Below are 21,966 nucleotides of genomic sequence, written 5' to 3'. Positions count from 1 at the left end.
GTTTCCCGAGACGGCAAAATATTTGTCAAAGCATTTCCAGTTCTTCAAACATCTGTTTGTAGACTGCCGCTTTTTCTTCCAGAGGTTTGGGATATGCCCGGGATGACGAGGGCATACGGTATAGCCTGAAAATACGTCCCAATAAAGTAAAACGGGAGAATGAGCCTACCTTGGGCTCTTCTAAGGGAGGAAGTACAGCCATTAATGTATCCATCGCCTTTTGTCCGGTCACAACTATCGCTTTGCATTCCGGTATTTGGGATAAAATATCTTCCGGATTAAGCGGTGTGACAATTTGAAGGAAGTTATCGGAGGCATTATTTTTTAACCGGATTACTTCCATTCCGGTGTCGCCTATACCGATTCCTTTTTCCCGGCAGAATTGTTTGGCTTTTTCTTCACTGAATGCCTTTTTCGTTTCCAGGAAATATTCTTTATCCTGATAAAAGATAGTGCCGAGAATCCTCCACATATCATTTTGGATATTCGGATAATAGAAATTCATAGACCATCGTGCCTTGGGAGGCGGGAAACTTCCGAGCATTAATAATTGGGTGTTTTCCGGAAGAAAAAATCCTAAAGGGTGTTGTTCTGTTTCTTTATTTTCCATTCGGATAAGTGAAAAATAGATTACCTTTTGATTGTCTGTTGTCCTTTCCCGTGCATTTCACCGGCAAAAGTATCGTAGCCAACGGCTTGTATCCTGCGAATACATGCCGAACGGTCGGAACGGAATAAAACGGAGAATATTTTCCCTATGAAATTATTGAATATCTTGCAGGTATCAATTGAACAAACCGTACAATCAGCACAACTTTTGTAGCCATGTTCCTGATTACATTGGCGTATTTTACACCATTTGGCTTTTACATTAGCCCGGCATCCCGGACATTGCTTTTTTATGAAACTGCGGCAAGCTCCACAATATAATCCGCATGCGGCCACATAATCTGCATTGGGTTGATAGGTTGGATTCTCCATTATAAAATGTTATTTATTCGTTTTCCGTTGTTTTTTAGCATCGTCTTTCGCTTGTAATACAACGTTATAAACGAAATCTGTCATCCATTCTTCCGAATATCCCAATGTCTCTTTATACTTACGTATGCTCCAGGCTGTTTTTTGTACGTTAATGTCTTTCCATTCCGAACGGGTAACGATTTCGTGAATGGTTTTTGCTGTCTGGTTATATAATAATTTTTTTACCAGGATAGAAAAACGGAACTTCCAGCTCATCAGGTTATCGAGCAATGAAAACAAGTCGTTGCAAAAACCCTGGAAAAGGAAAAAGTAAGATTTTATATCGTTTTGTGTTTTACAGTTCTTTTTTACCGAAGAATCGATTTCTTTAAAAAATGTTTCACTCAAACCGTAATCCTGCATTAATACTTTGCGTACACGGGACTTTTCAGCGACGCCTAATTTATTGTTCTGGGTAGGTACTTTCAGCATTCGTTTGAATAGAGCCATATCCGGCAACATATTCAGATTAGTGATACCTAACTGAACAGCCATAACTGATTGGTAATAAACACGTATTAATGTGACAAATTCTTCTACAGAGCCGGTTTGCGCAGCTTCAGCTTCTTCGTTTTTCTTTTTAAATAGTTTAGAAATTATACTCATGGGTATTCTTTATATTAATTTAGAGGACAAATATAGTAAAACTTGTCCCTCCAACCGCCTACTTGCTACTCGATTCGTTCAATTGTAATATCAGGAGAAATATCAGAAAATATAACCAGCGGATTCTCATCGGTCGATTTTTTAGCTTTGATGACTAAAGATACAAGATAAGTGTCTGTATCCGTATGGCTTAACTTTTTTAGCTCATAAGAACCCAGCAAATACCCATGTTGGCCGAATGCCGGGATTAATTTTTTTATGATGTTTTTATCTGTAGTGGAAAAGACAACTAATGAACTTTTCATCCCTATGCTTTTGAAAATAATACTGAGAACTTCCAATCCTACAAGAGTCAGGGCTGTTGCTGCGATACTTATGCCATACATTCCAGCACCACATGCCAAACCGATGCCGGCCGTAGCCCAAATTCCTGCAGCCGTAGTTAATCCCCGTACAAATTGTTTTTGAATAATGATGGTTCCGGCTCCGATAAAACCGATGCCACTGACAACTTGTGCAGCTACACGGCTGGGGTCTAATGCCACATTGTTCTCTTGTATGATATCCTGAAAACCGTATTGGGATACGATCATAATTAATGCACTGCCGAGTGATACTAAAAAATGTGTCCTGTATCCGGCTTCTTTAGCCCTGTACTCCCGGTCTAATCCGATGATAGCTCCGAGTACGCCTGCAACAAACAATCTTAAAATAAAATCCCATATCATCATAAAGTATTGTTATTGATTTTTAAACGCTTAAATATAACAATATTTTATAGTGATATGGGATTCCCTATGCGTTAAAGTGGTTTTAAATACCTAATAATACGTTTTGCAACACATATACTCCGGCTCCTGAAAGATACCCGGCCAAGGCAAGGAGCGATATGTTTTTTAAATACCAGATAAAGTTGATACGTTCCAACCCCATTACCACTACACCGGCGGCAGAACCTATAATCAGCATACTGCCACCAACGCCGGCACAGTAAGCAAGGAACTGCCAGAATACTCCATCCTGTACGAAATTGGCAAGGTAAGTCGGGTCTGCGGCTGTAGCGAGCATTGCATCTGTGGCTACCGGATACATGCCGATGGCTCCGGCAACAAGAGGCACATTGTCTACTACGGCAGATAAAGTCCCGATAATCAGGTTTACTGCATAAACATTACCAAGCGTATCGTCCAACCATACGGAAAAACTATTTAAAACTCCGCTGCAACGTAAGGCATCTACAGCAAGTAAAATCCCTAAGAAAAACATTAAGGTTGCCCCATCTATACGGTTTACTACTTTCGACAAGCGTAATTTCAAATCTTCATTCATCGGAGTCCGACGGTACATAAGCTCTGTAAATATCCATAGAATACCAACTCCCATCAATATGCCCATAAAAGGTGGCAGGTGGGTAATTGTTTTAAATACAGGAACGAAGAGAAGACAGAACACACCGATACAAAAGATTGCCAGTTTTTCATTTTCTTTTAAAATACGAAGTAATTCGCTATCTCCGCTTTCATTAAAAACATTTGGAGGTGTGACATTTCCATGTAAAGATCTGAAAACAAGAAGAACAGGAATAAGTGCCGAGACTAAACTGGGTAAAAATAAATGGGGTATAGTCGATGAAGTCGAAATATTACCTTTTACCCAAAGCATAATAGTGGTGACGTCTCCAATGGGTGACCAGGCGCCTCCGCTATTTGCTGCAATAATAATAATACTGCCGAATATCCATCGTTCTTTATAATCTCCGATCAGTTTCCGGATAAGCATAACCATTACAATGGAAGTTGTAAGGTTGTCCAGTATTGCGGACATGAAAAATGTAATGGCAGCTATGGCAATTAATAATTTCCGTTTATTATTAGTGGTAATCCTGTTTGTAATGAATAAGAAACCTCCGTGCGAGTCTATCAGTTCGACTGTAATCATGGCACCTATCAGGAAAATCAGGGTTTCTGCAATTTCTCCGATACTTTCAAGTACCTGATGTTCTACAACAAAACGGATGCATTGCTCGGCATAAGGCAGTTCAGCCATAGCAGGGAATGCTTCTAAAAACAATTTGAAACTTTCGGCAGAGGCAGAAGGAATAAACTGAGGTGCTCCAGCAGTATACATAACCCATAAGAGAGTCCCTGTGAGAAGGGCTGTCCCTGCTTTGTTCATTTTGAGAGGATGTTCCAAGGCGATAAGCAGATATCCCACAAGGAAAATAATGATCATTCCAGTTAACATAATAACTATATTTAATTATTTAGTAGTACAAAATTAGGCATTTTATCTTGGGTTGTACTCTTTTGTGTATAGTTAACATGTATCTTTATTATAAATGAAGTTTATCAACCCTGTTTTTGAACATACGGATTTCTATATCCTATTGGACATTCATAGTTATGGTTTTCCAAAATCATAACTATCATTTGGAAAAACCATAACTATGAATGTATTTTTATAGTGTGTGCATCTTTTTACCAATCACGTTCGTAAGGAGGATGGAACATATAGATTTCGTCATCATATAATTCTCTGGCAACAATATTTAATTTGTCGGTATAATCTTTCGGCATCATATTGTAAATATTCAATACTCCAAATCCTTCACTTCTTAGCAGCTTTAGATGATAGGAACTCGGACTACTGTTTTCATCAATATTTATCGCATACGGACCCCATTGCTTTTTGCTCATTCCCTTGAATCTTGAATAACCGGAATTATCCCATTGACCATAATATGCTTGATAGGAGTAACTAATATATTCTCCAGGATCAATCCCGTCATGAGAGGAGAAGTTATTTCCATAATTTTTGCCTGTGTATCCTATATCATATACTGTAACAATTTTGTCCGGCATAATTTTCCAGCATTCATAAACCAGGCGGGAATAACGTTCGGAAGAAGCTGCCGGGTATCCTTTTGGTCTGTTTGCGTATGTTACATATTCGTCATCGAAATCAACTCCGTCAAGTCCGTAGGCATCGACATATGCTCTGACTTCTCGAGCGATGTTTAAAGCCACATCATCAGGTAAGTTTGCAACTCCAACTCCATCTGCCCCTTTCATTGGTATAATATCCATGCATACTTTAATTCCGAGTTTTTGCAGAGGTTTGATATATTTCTCATGGTTGTTAAGTATATGTCCGACTGCGGCATAGGGTTTAAGATATGCTTTTCTTTCAAGAGAATCATAACATAATCCGACAGAGAAAAGGTGAACAATGTCGATTAGAGGTTTTCCACTATTTTTTAGCCGCCAGATTCCGGCATTGAGCGGATTCCCTCCTCCACGTATTTCAAAGTAGCAGATAGTTTTAATTCCGGTCGATTTTTCTGCACTTTGTATGGAATCGAGTACCTGTACCAACCAAATCATTCCTCCGGTTTTCCCGGAAACAAATACGGAGTCTTCTGAACTTTTCAGAGCAATGGGGATTGCATAGGTTTTCCCTTTTTGGAGCGTTGTATCCTTTTGTATTTGTATGGTTACCGGATCTATATGAGTTTCCCCTGCCGGGATGAATACTCCGTTTGTCCCTTTAGGAAAAATGTGGTCTGCCGGATACATCCCAAATGAAGTGCTATGTAGTTCATTATAACGTTCCAACACAGTCGGATCGATAGAGAACTGTATATTCATATCTTTTGAATGGGATTTCGTTAATCCGATCTCCATCTGTACGGATGTAAGCGAATCACTTAGTTCTACCACATGATTACTTTGCGGGTTATTATAGTTACGAGCATACATATAAACATGTCGGCTTGCATCGTAAGGATCTTCATTTACCGGTCCGGTGTGAATGGATTTTTCACACGAAGCGAATAGGATAGTACCTATTGTTAATAAAATAGCCACAGGGCTAATATGTCGGATTGTATATCGCATAGTTTTAAATTATAAAATGTTATTCTTGTGTTTCAGGAAGAGAGACTTTATGCCAAATAATTTCTTTTTGGGCATGGGCATGATTCCTGTTTCCGCTATGGTCGGTAATTGTATTTCCGAAACCGTCATTAAATTTCCAATAGGCAATCAGCCCTTCGCTATGCGGATCGACATAGTAGACGTTTTCTTTTATTTCCTGGGGTGTTCTTAATATATTCCACATTCGGCATTCTGAAAATAATCCATGTAATGATCTTTCTTCATTACAGGAGTAACCTATGGCAAACCCTCCGGTTAAAAGCTTCGTCGTAAAGTCATATTCCTCAGGGCCATTGATCCAGTGTTCCCTATCTGCTACTAATTCTCCATCCAAATAGACACACAAATGATTGGTTGGAGCATAGAAGGTTACTGCTACATGTATCCATTGATGAGTTGGTAAAAGTTGGGAATTTATGTTACAATTACCATTCATTGATGAAATTTGAAGTGTATTCTTAGGTATGCCGGCATCACCTATACGAATTAGGAAATATCCTTCGATACCCATAACTGTGCTGATTACATCATAATTAAAATCCCGGCAATAAAAAAGTGCTTCCCAGGTAAAGGCTGTGAGATGTTGTACAACTTCCGGCTTTGTCCATGTGACAAAAAAAGCATTTTCTTCTCCATCTGCAACAACTTCAATCACAGAACGAAGCCTAAATACATAATAAATAGTACGTCCCGATTCAAGTATATCGATATTAGTCGCGTTGCTGATTTGGAGGGGCAATACATAGTCTTCATCAGGATTTAGTTTTTCCAGGTCATGGAAAAACAATTTTGTCTCAGTAGAACGGGCACTGTCTACAGAAATTATAGCTTGTTCATTTTCAAATGTATAATATTCTTCCGGAAGTAAATTAGCTACCGTCTTATTTTTTTCGTTGTAAATATCAACCAGTGAAGGGACTATGTTATAGGTTATTTCGATCTCTTTGTCTGTGGGCTTGGCAACAGCACAACGGAGGCTTTTTGTCATTACACTATCTACATATCCACGTACCGGGTTTATATCTTCAATAGAAGATACATCAATATAAACACGATTATCGAAATCTTTATGAAAAGAATCGTTATTGGTACATGCATTTAATAGTATGATTACTGGAAAAAGTAACAGAAGTTGAAAATATAGTTGTTTCATTGCATTCTATTTTTGAGAGTTAGGATTCATAATACTGATAGCTTCCCGTGTAAAATGGTATTCTTTACCCAAGCTGTAATAATCCCGTTGAAGTTCCAGGATTGCGATACCTGCTTTTGTAAACCATGAGTCGGGCATTACTGTCCAATAGGCAGCTCCGATAATGGCATTCATTTTGTTACCGTTATTATCGGATATATATCCGGTGGTAAGATCATAAGGGTTAGAAGTCTGTGTTTCGGCACTTATTAGAAAACGATCGGTCGGGACCCCGGTTTCTATTGTTTTTCTTACAAATGTGGTAAATTCACCTTGTGATTTTGCAGTGTTGGTAGAAATAAGAATAAAGCTACAGTCCGAAAGGAAACTTTTATCATATATATAAGAAGGATTTCCTTCAAGAATAAGAATTTTGTCCGGATTGCTTTTCGACCAGTCTTTTACAGGTTCGAGAAAAGCTTCCTGTGTGCGGATATATTCTTCCAGTTCTTCCGGTTCCATCGCTTCCATTGATTTTCCTTCATACTTAACAATCATACCGTCAAATGAATATTCGTCGGCCAATATCAGAGACATCTTTGTTTGTTGGTTGATATAATCAGTTAATCCTGCGCCTGATACTTCACCTGTGGATGTATAAGACCGGATAATTTGATCGTATCCTGTAAAAGAAAGTGTTTTTGTTGCTTTGTCTTTTAGAAGGAGTTCCTTTTCTTTCAGTAATTGTTCGTTTAGTTCACGGGGATTTTTTAGAATTACCATGTCGACACTATCGGGGATCTCGCTAAGATGTTGTCCGCGTGAAGAGTATGTGTCATAATTCAGGTTATCAAACCATGCCAATACGATTTTATGGTCTGTAGCCTTATAAGTACGGAGATTCTTTAAGTATTCGGCATAAAGTTCCGGATTTTGTTTGTCAATGGTCGAATGCTCTACTTCGATGGCTTTCGGTTCGGTCCATTTACTGCAACCTGTTGCAATAAGCAGGGTTAATAACAAAAGCGGTAAGGTTTTTATTTTCATATTCTTATTCTTTTAGGGTTTATATAGGTAAAATCAGAATTTGAATCGAAGATTTAGCCCTACATTACGGGTAGAAGGCATCATAAAATAGTCGATTCCGCGGTAAAAGTTTCCTGTAGTGGCTGTCATTTCCGGATCAAACGGAGCTTTGCAGTAGATCATCCATAAGTTGCGTCCAACCAGTGAGATTGTCATATCAAGTATGTTACCAAGATATTTACGGGGAATTGTATATCCGATACTCAGTTCTTGTAAACGGATATTAGTCGCATCATAAGTGTTGTATTGTGGAACACCTCCATCGGAACCAATAGCCGTGTACCACTTTTGAGCAGAGATTCGGTCGTTATCTCCATTAAGTACGATTCCTCCTGCCAGCCGTGCATCCGCAGTCGTTTCTGAAACCCCGTATTCATCCATTATCGCTTGGGTTGCGGAATAAACGATGCCGCCAATCCGTGCTGTAAAAAGGAAGTCCAGGTTAAAGTTTGCATAGGTGAAATTATTGCGCCAACCCATATTGGCTTTAGGCAATACACTTCCCATATGGATTGGTGCAATGTCCTTCGTAGCTTCCGGGGAACCGTTTTCATTGATGTAAATGTATCCTTTACTATCTTTTCTAAGATCAGTTAAAGAATAAAGGTCTCCCAGGCTTCCTCCTTCTTTCAATAGAAAGCGAGCGTTGTTAAGTCCTCCGGCATCCCATCCTGCATCAGTTTTCAGTGAATGTCCGTAAGAATCAGTTATCTGGATTTTAGAGATTGTATTGCAGTTCGTATTTAAGACATAGTCGGAACGCCAGTTTAATTTACCCCATTGGTTTTCAAAACCCAAAGCAAGCTCGAATCCGCTGTTTCTTACGCTACCAGTCAGTCGGTATGCGTATATTTCGCTCGAGTAAGGCGACATAAGCAACTGGTCGGAGGTTAATGCATTATAGTAAGTGAAATCAACATTGAAATAGCGGAGGAAACGTGCTGAAATTCCGGCTTCGAAAGAATTGGTTCGTTCTGGATTCAGTTTGGTTACCAATTTTTCTGCTTCGGAATAAACGGATAGAGGATTATCATGCGTATATGCCCGGTTTGTAAGCTGGTAAGGGGTTGCCATACCAACAGAAGCATAGGATGCCCGCAATTTCAAGAATGAAATTTGTTGGGGAAAGGGTATGATCTCGGATAAAATAACAGAAGCTCCGACAGAAGGGTAGAGGTAGGTCGCATTAAGAGTATGTCCGTTGATAGTTTGTGATTGCCAGTCATTTCGGCCGGTAATATGCAGGAAATACGTATTTTTGAATCCTAAGTCCGCACTTGCAAATACACTCTGGTATTGTTGTTTCCAACGGTATTCTTCACCGGACATTAAAGAAGGGTCGAGCATTCCCAGTTCAAAACTGTTGGGGGTATTATAGTTCGCAATCCCTCCCGAAGTGCGGAGGTAGTTTTGTGAAAGATGGGAAAACGAGCCTCCGAGTGCCGCCTGTATAGTCCAGTTGGAAGCAAAAGAGTGATTGGCTTTCAAGATAAGGTCGCCGTAGGTTTGCTTTTCTTTACCGGTCAGTACACCATAGAATCCGTTTTCTGAATTGTTGGTTATATTTTTATCGGATGAAGCATAATATTTTTCCGAGAAGTTTGTTCCTGTATTATCCATTCGCAGGCGGGCTGAAACAGTAAGCCAGTTTGTCGCCAGATAAGAAGCGGCAGCGGTAAGAGCATAGCGGTCACGTTGCATATCGAGCAGGTTACGGTAGTTCGCCCAATAGGGGTTTTGTGCCATTAGCCCATCCATTGTTTGAGGGAGGTTTTGAACCATAATTTGCCGCTCCGGATCGTAACGTTCATACATTTGGACATTGGTCCAGTCACTACCACGTGGAAGCAAATAAGAATAAATGAGCGGGTTGGAATAAAGTCCCTGATTGATCCGGTTCCGGTCTTTTTGGTAGATATATTCAGCTCCCAGGTCGATACGGAGTTTATCATCGAAAAGACGGGTCGTATTGCGGAAAGTCAGGTTATACCGGTCATATCCGTTGTTCGGAATTATACCTCTTGAATTGGTTGCGGCAGCGGATAAATAGGTTTGGTTCTGTTGGGTTCCTGTAGACAGGGATGCTGATTCCATTGCTGCAATTCCGGTACGGAAATAATTGTCTTGCGGTGAATAATTCCAGGATGTTCCGGCATTGAAACGATCGCCCCAACTTTGACTACCTGAATAAATACCTGCCTCTATATTTCCAGAACCATAAGTATTCTGAAAGCGAGGCATTACGAGTGGGTTGATCATCACTGTCTGGCTGGATATCGTAATCGATGTCTTTCCCGCCTTTCCTTTTTTCGTGTTGATTATAATGGCGCCATTGGAGGCATGGCTGCCATAAAGAGCTGCTGCTGTGGCTCCGGTAAGTACGGTAAGTGACTCGATGTCTTCCGGATTCAAGTCGGCAATAGGTTCGGTTGAACCATTGGAATGGATGCCGCTACTGCCTCCGCTCATCAGGTTGAACATAGGTATGCCATCCACGACATACAGTACATTTGAAGTTTGGGAAAATCCTTTTGTCCCGCGGATGGTGACTTGGCTGGCAGCTCCAACGCCTGAGGAACTCGGATTAATTACAACTCCTGCTGCTTTCCCACTTAATGCGTTGATGAAATTGACATCTTTTACTTTCAGGAAATCTTCTTGATTGAATTGTTGTACGGGATAACTGAGAGAGGAATCCGTAGTTTGGATGCCTAATGCCCCGGAAACAGATTTTCCTTTCAGTTTGAAGGTGGCTTTACAGTTGTTTTCTTGTTGTCCGTTTGCTGTGTAAGAAAAGCCCAAGGTAACAACCAATGATAGAAATAACTTTAGGTTCATAATTGAATTTAAGGGTTAATATAGAAAGATTAGAAAATAAATTGTATTGGTAAAAGATGGATATTGTACAATATCTTTCAGGAAAATCATTTCTATGGCGGGTTGACTATTGAACATAAAAACGATTCGGGCAAAGATGCCCAGTTCCTTGTGTGGTATTTATTGCTCTTCATTTTCCGTTATTAGACTTTTTTCAAAAGGATTCCTGATATATTGTAAAAGGATATCTGAAATCCGGTATTATTGGTTAAGTGTATTTTTAAGGATTCGCAAATCTACGATATGTTCTTTTAATATGGAATAAAACTCTGTTAATTTTAAAGTAGTCTTTTATTTCAGGATAACTGTTTGGTCTGGGACGCACAAGGCATATGTCCCGGATTATCTTTATCTTTGTCCGGATTATAAAAAAACAGAAAGTATGATCAGCTACTTACAAATAGATAAACTGACCAAGAGTTTCGGCGATTTGGTCCTTTTTGAGGATATAACATTTGGGATCGCGCAGGGGCAGAAAGTCGGCTTGATTGCAAAAAATGGAACCGGTAAAACAACCTTATTAAATATCATAGCAGGCAAAGAAGATTATGACAGTGGAACAGTTGTATTCCGCAATGACTTACGGGTCGGATATTTGGAGCAAACTCCTCATTACCCGGATGGTTTGACTGTATTGCAAGCTTGTTTCTATTCGCCGAATGAAACGGTTCGTTTGATAGCTGAATACGAGCAGGCAATGTCGAGTGGCGACCATGCCAATCTGGAAAATATCTTGCTTCGTATGGATAATGTGAAGGCTTGGGACTACGAGCAAAAAGCCAAACAAATCCTGGGCCAACTTAAAATCCAGGATTTTGACCAAAAAGTAGAAACTTTATCAGGAGGACAGTTGAAACGCGTTGCTTTGGCGAATGTGTTGATAACCGACCCGGAACTGATTATTTTGGATGAACCGACCAACCATCTGGACCTGGAAATGACAGAATGGTTGGAAGGATATCTGGGTCGTGCCAATATCAGTATTTTGATGGTTACGCACGACCGTTACTTTTTGGATCGTGTATGTAGCGAGATTATCGAGATAGACCGGAAACAAATATTCCAATATAAAGGGAATTATAGTTATTATCTGGAAAAACGGGAGGAACGGGTTGAGACTCAGAATGCGGAAATAGACCGTGCCAATAACCTGCTAAGAAAAGAACTGGACTGGATGCGCCGCCAACCACAGGCGCGTGGGACAAAGGCTAAATACCGTATAGACGCATTTTATGAGTTGGAGAAAAAAGCCAAACAGCGGCAGGAAAACGGAAACGTGAACCTGGATGTGAAAGCTTCTTATATCGGTTCCAAAATATTTGAGGCAGAACATGTCTGTAAGCGTTTTGGCGATTTGAAAATTGTTGAAGACTTCAATTATATTTTTGCCCGTTACGAGAAAATGGGAATTGTCGGGAATAATGGGACCGGTAAATCAACCTTTATTAAAATGTTGATGGGTGAAGTGGAGCCGGATAGCGGACATTTCGATATTGGTGAAACCATACGCTTCGGATATTATAGCCAGGACGGTCTTCAATTTGACGAGCAAATGAAAGTGATAGATGTGGTTCAGGATATTGCCGAATATGTGGATTTGGGTGACGGTCGGAAGATGGGGGTATCACAGTTTTTGAATTACTTCCTTTTTGCTCCGGAAAAACAGCATAGTTATGTATATAAATTGAGTGGAGGTGAAAAGCGCCGCCTGTATTTATGTACGGTGTTGATGCGTAATCCTAATTTCCTGGTATTGGACGAACCTACTAATGACTTGGATATTATCACACTGAATGTATTGGAGGAATATCTCCGTAGTTTTAAAGGTTGTGTGATTGTTGTTTCCCATGACCGTTATTTTATGGATAAAGTAGTGGATCATCTGTTGGTTTTTCGAGGTAATGCCGATATTAAGGATTTCCCCGGAAACTACACTCAGTACCGGGATTGGAAAGAGGTTCAGGACCAACTGGAAAGGGAAGCGGAAGTTGCCCGTCAGGTAAAAATCGCTCCGGTTGTAGATAAAACATCCCGTCCTGAAAAGGAACAAAAGAAGAAATTAACTTTTAAAGAACGGAAAGAATTTGAAGCGCTTGAATCTGAGATACCGGTACTTGAATCCGAAAAAGCAGAATTGGAAGCTGCGATGAGCAGCGGAACATTAAGTAATGATGAGTTACTGGCTAAATCGGAACGAATAGCCAAGGTGATAGACGAAATAGATGAGAAAACAATGCGTTGGCTCGAATTAAGCGAATTGATTTGAACTTTTGAGGTCATTTGATTTCGATTTATCCCGTCAGAGACATTCGAAGATAAAATGCAGTGCTGCAAAACAGTCTCGCTCGTATGCGAAGACTGGATACAGCACTGCATTTCTATTTTGTACCGGTAGGTGCGTTAATTTATTTCACCGGTTGTTGGTACATCAGTGTTTTTTTAGCTTGCGACAAAGAAGGAGGTGTACTGCTTTTTGAAACGGCTCTGCCTTTATTCGGTTTATTGCTCATGACATAATGGATAGTTGCTCCATTCTTTATGTCATCGTAGGTGAAGTATGATTTGTCATACTCTTTTCCGTTCAGCAACATCTTCTTTATATAGACATTTTCTGTCGACCAGTTTTCTGTAGTAACTTGAATATCTTTTCCGTTCAACATATGTAATGTGACTTCCGGCAATGTAGGCGAACCTATGTTGTAAATATTGCTGGAAGGAGCAGTAGGATAGAAGCCCATAGTATTGAACAGATACCACGCCGACATTTGTCCGCAATCGTCGTTACCGCTAAGGGATCCCGGTTCATTACCATAGAAAGAATCAGATACTGTGCGAATCCATTTCTGGCATTTCCAGGGTTGCTGGATGTAGTTATACAGATAAATTATTTGATGGCAAGGTTCGTTCCCATGCCAGTATGCACCAATACGTCCCTGGATGTCGTGAGCACCCGGAATGTCGTCCGGAAGTTCAATCGTAAACATGGAATCCAGGCGGGTCGTAAATAACTTTTGTCCCATGGCATTAATATAGCCTTGTACATCCTGGGGAACATACCAGGTATATTGCATGGTGAACCCTTCCGTAATATCGCCCCAGCCGTTAACGGAACCCGGCCCTTGATAGGCAATCGGTGCAAACGGTGTCCGCCAGTTTCCCTGGCTGTCACGCCCACGCATATATTTTGTCTCCGGGTCAATCAGGTTCTGATAAGAAAGAGAACGGTTCAGGAAATAGGCATAGTCTTCCATTTTTCCTAATTTTTTTGCTGCTTGAGCGATACAATAATCATCATAAGCATATTCCAGTGTTTTGGATACAGATTCTTTTTCTTTGTCGAACGGAACCCAACCCAGTTGGCAATATTCCGGCAGGCAATCATAATTCGGGTTCATGGCAGTAGTTTTCATTGCTTCGTAAGCCCGTTCATAATCGAATCCCGGAATTTCTTTTACAATCATGTCGGCAAGCACGGAAACAGCGTGATAACCAATCATACACCAGGTTTCGTTTCCATAGAATGACCAGATAGGAAGCATATGTTCCACACTCTTGTCATAGTGGGCGAGCATGGATTTGGCAATATCCGCATTAATATCGGGATGTACCAGGTTTAATAACGGATGGAAGGCGCGATAGGTATCCCATAAAGAGAAGGTAGTATAATTGGTGAATCCGTCTGCTTTCTGGATATTCTTGTCCAAGCCGCGGAATTGTCCGTCTGCATCCTGAAAAATAAAGGGGTGCAGGAAACAATGGTATACGGATGTATAGAATGTCTCTTTTTGTTTTTGATCTCCTTTTGCCTCAAAGCGTGCGAGTTCTTTATTCCAGAGTTTTTGACCTTCTGCTTTCAGTTGGTCGAAGCTTTTTCCATCCAACTCTTTCAGGTTCAGCTTGGCACCGTTGGTACTAACCCCCGAGATTGCGGTTTTGACGGTTATCTGTTCGTTTGCCTTTGTTGCGAAGCGGATGCAGCATTTGATATCTTCTCCCCAGGTTTCCATTGTACTGCGAAAACGGCTGGTGTTGTATTTTACCGGAACGCTGTCCTGGTAGAAACAGAAATCTTTAATAGGTTTGGAAAATACGGCTGTAAAATAGATGTGGCGTTCCGGTCCCCAACCTTTTACTAACTTGTATCCTGTCAGTGTAGAGTCGTTTTCTAACCGGATATTTGCCCACTTGCATTTTTGCCATAAAGTATGCTTTAAATCCAATAAGATAAAAGCATCTTCGGATGCCGGATAGGTGAAACGTAACATGCCGCTGCGAACCCCGGAAGTCATTTCTGCTTTTACTCCGTAATCCAATAAGTTTACGGCATAGTAGTTGGGTTCGGCCCATTCCTGTTCATGACTGTAGCGGGAACGGTATCCGTTATCCGGATTTTCGTGTGTTCCGGGATTCAGGTGGACAGTTCCCGTACCCGGCATAAATAAGAAGTCGCCCAAGTCGGGTATACCTGTTCCGCTAAGATGGGTCAGGCTAAATCCTAACAAGGTCTTGTGGTCATACTTATAGCCGGCGGCAGCATCGTAGTAATCGAAATCCGTATCCGGACTGATCTGGATACCGCCGAAAGGCAGTTGGGCTCCCGGATACACATTCCCGAAACCGGAAGTTCCTACCAGCGGTTTGACATAACGGGTGAGAGGTGCATCTGCCTGATTGTCGGCAAAGCAGCTAACCTGACTTGCACACAAAACCATCCCGGCACATAAAAATGTTCTTGAAATTTTAGATAGTGACATAGGTTATAATGAATTGATAAATTTAACTTCTACCATAAAAAATGTATCTCCTTTTTTAGAAGGATTATATTAAAGGAGGTAAACGGATAAAATGGATTTTTCAGATAAGGACGCTGCAAACTTACTGATAATTTTTTATAATCAATAGTTCAAAAGCCAGATTAATAACGCCACCGGTAAATAATCTTTCAAATCAGCCCGAAGGGATTGGAGTGCTTTTTCAATGTGTTTCTCCACTGTTCGGGGGGAAATTTCGAGCTCTTCTGCAATTTGTGCGGCTGTTTTATTTTCGAAACGGCTCATCATAAATACTTTTTTTTGCTGTGGAGGCAGTTTTTCCAAAGCTTTTTCAATCATTTCGTTTAGCTCCGATTCGACAAAATATTCCCATGTCAGTGAACAACCCGTATCTCCTTTTTTTAATATCTTCTTTTGATATTCGGAATGTACACGAAGATGTTCTATATGGTTGAGGCAACGGTTTCGAACCGATGTGAATAAGTAGCCTTTGAGATAAAGCTCGGGGTCGAGCGTTTCGCGCTTCTCCCAGAGAGAAGCGAAGACATCGTCGACGATGTCTTCGGAGTTTTCTATTGAACTTAGAAATTGATTTGCATATACTACCAGCCCGGAATAATATTGATTGAAGAGGAGAGAAAAGCTTGACACATCCCCTCTTCTAATACTTTTCATAAAATCCCGATCAGCTATCTCCATGCTTGATTTAAAATTATTTACAACTGCAAAGATATGAGATTTGAAAATATTCTTGAGAAAAAACAAAAAAAAACAGGATTTGGAGTACGTACTTCGGCAAACATACCTGTTTTGGTATATAAAAGGACAAAATAGATAGGATGGATTTAAAGGATAAAGACAGTTTACAGGAAGCGATAACTCTGCTGAATGAAATGAAGGCAGTGGATAAGGAAAAGGGGCATGAACGTTTTATGGCATACATTTCCCGTAACCGGAAATCGAAACAGCAACAACTATGGATGCGTGTCCGTTGGGTGGCTGCCGTATTGATACCTGTTCTGTTGCTTGCTAATATTGGCTTGGAGCTATCGAAAAGGCCTTTGGATAATCCTCTTTTAAAGCATGTGTATGAACCTGTGGAAGTGGTGGCTATGAATGGTACAAAAGTGTTCTACACATTACCGGATAGCTCGACTGTCTGGCTGCGTAGCGGAACACGGCTGACTTATGATAAAAACATGCTGGAGGCAAAGGAACGCAGAGTCCAGATCGAAGGAGAGGCTTATTTTGATGTTTACAAGAATCCGGAGAAACCTTTTTATGTCGGTCTGAAAAATCTGGATGTAAGGGTAACCGGTACGGAATTTAATTGTAGCACCGACTATCAGGATGCTTTGCGAGTGACTTTAACGGAAGGACATGTCGAGATGCAGCAGCGTTTGAAAAATGGAAAAAACGTTCTGGCGTCATTAACTCCAGGGCAATATTTTAATTACAATACGCAGAAAAATTCGTTTAAGGTACAGGAAATAGATGTCCGGAAACAAATAGGATGGAAAGACAACTATATGCTATTTGACAACGACCTGATGAGTGATGTAATAGAGAATATATCCCATTGGTATGGCGTGGAGATTATTCTGAAAGACAAAGAAATTGCCAATATGCGTTTTACGGCTCACTTTGAAGACCTGAGGTTGAACCAGGTTATCGATATATTGGAACTGTCATCTAATCTATCTTCTACTTATCACCATGGAAAGATTGACAAAAATGGGAATGTGATAAAAGACAAGTGGATATTGGAACTGAAAAAATAGAGATATCATTTATTAATTTAATGTCTAATCGATTGAAAATGAAAAAAGTGCCATTTTTATCGTGTTTTTTTAAGAACTCACGATGCAAATCATTGGCAGCGACATTACTACTAAGTAGTTTTACAGCGCTGTCTGCAGCTCAGGGAATTACGCTGCAAGAACAAGGAACACCGATTCACGAAGTTGTAAAGAAAATCGAACAACAGAGCGGACTTTCTTTTGTCTACAACAATTCGGTATTGAACAATAACCGGAAAGTGAATGTACGGGTTGATAATGCCACTATCGACCAGGTAATGGATCAATTGTTGGCAAATACAGGATTGTCTTATACTGTTAAAGAAAAGAACCTTGTTATCTACAAATCTAATTCATCAGATGGTGTAAACCAGGAAAAACGAACTGTTACAGGTTTGGTTCAGGATAAGAGCCATGTTCCTGTAATCGGGGCTACAGTAATGGTGGATGGTACGACTACGGGTGTTGTGACAGACATCGATGGTAAGTATTCTATCACTGTTCCGGCAGGGAAAAACCGTTTGTCTTTCTCCTATATCGGTTATGCGAAAGCAAATATCGATATTAATGACCAGTCTGTTATTAACGTGACTTTGTTTGAAGAAACGGTTAATATGCAGGAAGTTGTGGTTATCGGTTATAACACAGTGAAACGTGGCCAGATAACCGGTGCGGTTGAAATGATTAAAAATGAAAAGATTGCCAATGAAACATCTGCCGCATTGGAAGACCGCCTGCAAGGTAAAGTTCCCGGTTTGATGATTTCTACCGGTTCAGGACAACCGGGAAGTAGTGATGTTAAAATCCGTATCCGTGGTACAGGTTCTATCAACGGTTCTAACACGCCTCTGTATATTTTGGATGGCGTGATGATTGAACCGGCACAGTTCGCTTCATTGAATAATGATGATATTGCAGATATACAGGTATTGAAGGATGCTTCTGCTACTGCTATTTACGGTTCACGCGGTTCAAATGGTGTAATCGTAATTACCAGCAAACGTGGTAAAGAAGGAAAAACACAGGTAAGCTATAACCTGAAGTTGGGAACTTCTATCCTGCGTGACCCGAAAAGCCGTATGATGACGGGTGAGGAAAATATCTTGTACCAGACTTATTGTGCGGAACAGAGTCCTAATTCAAAACAATTTCCGTTGATGCATTTGCTTAGCCTGGAAAATAAAGAAAAATCAGGTACGATTTCAGGAAGCGAATTGGATGAACTGAATGCCGGAAGAGGCCGTTTGTCTACAGCCCGTAGTACGAATACCGACTGGATTGATGAGATGACTCACAACGGTTTCACTATGGAACATAATGTATCTGTAGCAGGTGGCTCGGAAAAAACGAAGTTCTTCGCTTCCGGTTCTTTCCTGAAACAGGATGGTATTCTGAAAGAGTCAGGTATGACCCGTTATTCCGGACGTATCAATTTAGACCATAAAATCAATAACATCTTCGATTTTGGTGTAAGTGGTAATGTCGGTTATACGGATTCTAAATTCTCTGACCCGGATTATGACCAGAGTGGTAACCGTATTAGTTGGCAGAACCCTTGGTTCACAGCTCTGCTGGCGTATCCGTATGAAACTCCGGACGATTGGTTCAATGGAGATAACCCGACATTGATTACAAAATATTTCCATAGAAATAAAGGGCTGCTGCGTTTGGTCGGCTCTGCTTACTTAAACATCCATTTCACAGACTGGTTGCGTTTTAAAACGAACTTCGGTATCGACTACTACGGACGCAAGACTACCACTACGTTGGATCGTGAACATCCGAAAGCTGTAAGCAACAAAGGTTATATGTCTCAGGCAACATCCGATATGCGCCGTTATACATGGACCAATACATTGAATTTCATGAAGACATTTAATGATATTCATTCTGTATCAGGTGTTGCCGGTTTTGAATTGTATGATGGAATTTATTCCGCATTCAACCAGACCGGTTATGATTTGGACCCGTTCATGATGGATTCTCCTGCCGGTATCGGCGATAAAACAGGTTCTTCCAGCAATCCTCCTTCTATCGGTGGTAGCAAGACGCACAGTAACCTGATGTCTTTCTTCACACAGTGGAACTATACATATAATAACAGATACAACTTGTCGGCAAGTGTACGTTATGATGAATCATCCAAATTCATGGGCAGTAACAAAGGTGCAGCTTTCTGGTCGGCAGGTGCAGCATGGGATATGAGCCGTGAAGATTTCATGAGCCAGTTTAATAACCTGGACCAGTTGAAGCTTCGTGTCAGCTATGGTACGACAGGAAACCAGGATGGTATCAGTGACTTCGGAACACGCAACGGTTATTCGAAAACAGCTTATAACCAGAGCCCGGGCTACTACCATAGTATTTTGGGTAATGCGGATTTGATGTGGGAAACATCTGCCCAGTTTGACTTAGGTGCCGATTTGCGTATGTTCGACAACCGTTTGAGCGCTTCTGTTGACTTCTATGTGAAGAATACAAAAGACTTGTTGATGGATAAGAAGATTTCACAAACTTCAGGCTTCAGCGAAATCAAAACAAATGCAGGTTCTATCCGCAATACCGGTGTCGAATTGGCTATCAACGGTACTCCTGTCCGTACAAAAGATTTCGAATGGAATATTGGCGCGAATATCACATTCAACAAAAACCAGATTACCGACCTGGGTACCTGGGCAAATGCCGATAACAAATTTATCAATGGCGACTATTTGTATGAAGTAGGCAAATCATTGGGTACTTGGTACATGGTTGAATGGGCTGGTGTAAACCCGGCAACCGGTGAAGTTTGGTTCTATGACCAGAAAGGCGGCAAGACTGAAAATATTTCGGAAGCTCCTTTTGTAGACAAGTTCAAATCTTCTGAAGTGCCAATCTTCGGTGGTTTCGAAACAAACTTCAATTATAAAGGCATTGCTTTGGCTGCAAACTTTACGTATGCATTGAATTATTACATCATGAATGCTACCCGTTGGTATGTGGATAACCATAATTTCAACGGAAACAAACCGGCTTATATGTTGACAATGTGGAGACAGGAGGGCGATATCACCAATGTTCCCCGTTTCGACGCTCAGAACAATCCGAGCCCGTGGGCATCACAGTTCCTTGAAAATGCGTCATATCTGCGTTTGAAGACTTTGCGTGTTTCTTATACTCCGTCTCGTAAATTACTGGATAAGATGAAAATATTTAGTTCTGCAAACATCTTCTGCCAGGGAGAAAACTTGTTTACAGTTACAAAATATACAGGTATGGACCCGGAAGTAAGTGGCGACACCGACTACATGTCTTATCCGACACCTGTTGCTGTAACATTCGGTATTAATGTTAATTTTTAATCGCTAATATCATTAATGAGAATAAAAATGAAATCAATATATAAAAGCTTTATAATAGCTGGTATAGCTGCAATGTCGACATCTTGTAACTATACAGATTTAAATCCGACTGACCAGGTGGACGATGATGCAGTGTTCAGTTCCATCTCTTCTTTGGAACAGGTCGTAAACGGTGCATATGCTAAAATATCCGTGACACAGATGATTCGTATGTCGTCTATTTTATCTGATGATGTATTGAAAGGCGGCCAGAACGGTGGAGCCAGCGACGATACGTTCCAGTGGACTTATACCGCTTCTACAGGTGACCATAATGACCTTTGGTCTAAAGAATACGTGGTAATCAACCTGGTGAACCGTATCCTCGAAGGCGCTGAAAACCTGCAGGCTACTACGGATGCTGATAAAGCAAGCCTGAATAACAGTATCGGTACGGCCAAGTTCCTGCGTGCATATAATAATCTGGAACTCCTGTTGTTTTTCTCTGATATAGAGAAAGGTGATTCTTATGGTATTCCTTATACATTCAAACCGGTTGTTCTGGAAACTCCGGGGCGTAATACGGTAAAGGAATGTTTCGGTTATATGATTAAAGACCTGGAAGAAGCATTGCCGTTGTTGCAGCAAACTACTCCGGAAGATCCCGTATATGTTTCCCAGACTGCCGTTAAAGCACTGTTGGCACGTATCTATCTGTATATGAAAGATTATACGAAGGCTTATAACTATGCATCTGAAGCCTTGAAAGAAAAGCCTCTTGCAGGAATGGATAAATATACCGAAATTTGGAGCGATAAAAGTAATGATGACGTTATCTGGAAACTAAAAAGACTGGTGGGGGATGAAACAATCGGTACTATTTACTGGAGTGCGGATAATAGTAGCGCTTTTGAACCGTCTGAAGCCCTGATTAACAGTTTCGATGCAAAGGATATCCGTTTAAATACTTTTATCGGCGATGGTGTAGACCGTGATGGTGTTCCTGTAAAACGGGTGAATAAGTATAAAGGTACAACGGCTAATGTAGGGCTGGCAGATGGAAAAATGCTTCGTTCTTCTGAAATGCTGTTGATTATGGCTGAGGCGAAAGCTCAGACAAACCTGAAAGATGCGAGTGATTTATTGAATACGCTGCGTGCACAACGTATCGAAGGATGGGTGGACACGGAGTATACGACTAAAGATGAATTTACCAAGCAATTATTACTGGAACGTCGTAGAGAGTTGTGTTTCGAAGGACACCGTTTCTTCGATATGAGACGTTACCAGCAACCAATAACCAAGGTGTCCATTAAAAAGACACTGGAAGTCGGAAACCATCGTTGGATTATGCCGATACCTCTGGCAGAAATGCAAGGTAATCCGGTAATAGCCGGACAACAGAACCCTGGTTATTAA

At 40.7% G+C, this 21,966-nt stretch carries 15 protein-coding genes; 4 read left to right on the top strand and 11 right to left on the bottom strand.

Translation table 11 applies throughout. The features are described from left to right. Positions 1-25: 25 nt before the first annotated feature. From ACGE0T_RS16200 to ACGE0T_RS16160, 9 genes are all read right to left on the bottom strand, one after another. Positions 26-610 carry a uracil-DNA glycosylase family protein gene (locus ACGE0T_RS16200; RefSeq protein WP_459187637.1) on the bottom strand — a complete coding sequence of 195 codons (585 nt, stop codon included), beginning with the start codon at positions 608-610 and terminating at the stop codon, positions 26-28. Between the two features lie 20 nt (positions 611-630). Continuing rightward, on the bottom strand, positions 631-981 hold the full coding sequence (locus tag ACGE0T_RS16195; RefSeq protein ID WP_459187636.1) for a DUF3795 domain-containing protein: 351 nt from the start codon (positions 979-981) through the stop codon (positions 631-633). Positions 982-990: 9 nt separating this feature from the next. Next, a complete protein-coding gene (locus ACGE0T_RS16190; RefSeq protein ID WP_459187635.1) occupies positions 991-1,626 on the bottom strand; it encodes a hypothetical protein in 636 nt (211 codons plus the stop codon). Between the two features lie 65 nt (positions 1,627-1,691). After that, the gene (locus ACGE0T_RS16185; RefSeq protein WP_459190495.1) at positions 1,692-2,354 is read right to left on the bottom strand and encodes an MgtC/SapB family protein; all 663 of its coding nucleotides are present in this window, start codon (positions 2,352-2,354) and stop codon (positions 1,692-1,694) included. A gap of 85 nt (positions 2,355-2,439) precedes the next feature. After that, positions 2,440-3,870 carry a sodium:proton antiporter NhaD gene (nhaD, locus tag ACGE0T_RS16180; RefSeq protein WP_459187634.1) on the bottom strand — a complete coding sequence of 477 codons (1,431 nt, stop codon included), beginning with the start codon at positions 3,868-3,870 and terminating at the stop codon, positions 2,440-2,442. 233 nt (positions 3,871-4,103) lie between these two features. Next, positions 4,104-5,522 (bottom strand): BT_3987 domain-containing protein, encoded by a 1,419-nt coding sequence (locus tag ACGE0T_RS16175; protein ID WP_459187633.1) that lies wholly within the window; start codon positions 5,520-5,522, stop codon positions 4,104-4,106. 19 nt (positions 5,523-5,541) lie between these two features. After that, complete coding sequence (locus ACGE0T_RS16170; RefSeq protein ID WP_459187632.1) at positions 5,542-6,714, bottom strand: BT_3987 domain-containing protein; 1,173 nt, start codon at positions 6,712-6,714, stop codon at positions 5,542-5,544. Positions 6,715-6,720: 6 nt separating this feature from the next. Beyond that, entirely contained in the window at positions 6,721-7,740 is a 1,020-nt protein-coding gene (locus tag ACGE0T_RS16165) for a glycoside hydrolase family 18 (RefSeq protein WP_459187631.1), read from the bottom strand. 33 nt (positions 7,741-7,773) lie between these two features. Continuing rightward, positions 7,774-10,617 (bottom strand): SusC/RagA family TonB-linked outer membrane protein, encoded by a 2,844-nt coding sequence (locus ACGE0T_RS16160; RefSeq protein WP_459187630.1) that lies wholly within the window; start codon positions 10,615-10,617, stop codon positions 7,774-7,776. A 421-nt stretch (positions 10,618-11,038) separates the two neighbouring features. On the opposite strand from ACGE0T_RS16160, the gene ACGE0T_RS16155 reads away from it, so the two are divergent. Next, the gene (locus ACGE0T_RS16155) at positions 11,039-12,922 is read left to right on the top strand and encodes an ABC-F family ATP-binding cassette domain-containing protein (protein ID WP_459187629.1); all 1,884 of its coding nucleotides are present in this window, start codon (positions 11,039-11,041) and stop codon (positions 12,920-12,922) included. A 139-nt stretch (positions 12,923-13,061) separates the two neighbouring features. Here the strand turns inward: ACGE0T_RS16155 and ACGE0T_RS16150 are convergent, their stop codons facing one another. Both ACGE0T_RS16150 and ACGE0T_RS16145 read right to left on the bottom strand, forming a co-directional pair. Next, on the bottom strand, positions 13,062-15,368 hold the full coding sequence (locus ACGE0T_RS16150; protein ID WP_459190494.1) for a GH92 family glycosyl hydrolase: 2,307 nt from the start codon (positions 15,366-15,368) through the stop codon (positions 13,062-13,064). 183 nt (positions 15,369-15,551) lie between these two features. Then, entirely contained in the window at positions 15,552-16,127 is a 576-nt protein-coding gene (locus tag ACGE0T_RS16145; RefSeq protein WP_459187628.1) for an RNA polymerase sigma-70 factor, read from the bottom strand. Between the two features lie 140 nt (positions 16,128-16,267). On the opposite strand from ACGE0T_RS16145, the gene ACGE0T_RS16140 reads away from it, so the two are divergent. The 3 genes from ACGE0T_RS16140 to ACGE0T_RS16130 all read left to right on the top strand — a co-directional run bounded on the left by ACGE0T_RS16140 (position 16,268) and on the right by ACGE0T_RS16130 (position 21,966). Further along, positions 16,268-17,209: a FecR family protein gene (locus tag ACGE0T_RS16140; RefSeq protein WP_459187627.1), complete on the top strand. Its 942-nt coding sequence runs from the start codon at positions 16,268-16,270 to the stop codon at positions 17,207-17,209. Between the two features lie 92 nt (positions 17,210-17,301). Beyond that, positions 17,302-20,568 carry a TonB-dependent receptor gene (locus tag ACGE0T_RS16135; RefSeq protein WP_459187626.1) on the top strand — a complete coding sequence of 1,089 codons (3,267 nt, stop codon included), beginning with the start codon at positions 17,302-17,304 and terminating at the stop codon, positions 20,566-20,568. 27 nt (positions 20,569-20,595) lie between these two features. Next, entirely contained in the window at positions 20,596-21,966 is a 1,371-nt protein-coding gene (locus tag ACGE0T_RS16130) for a RagB/SusD family nutrient uptake outer membrane protein (protein WP_459187625.1), read from the top strand.

The sequence above is a fragment of the Parabacteroides sp. APC149_11_2_Y6 genome (genome assembly GCF_054506995.1).
This window is presented reverse-complemented; position numbering and strand designations above follow the sequence as displayed.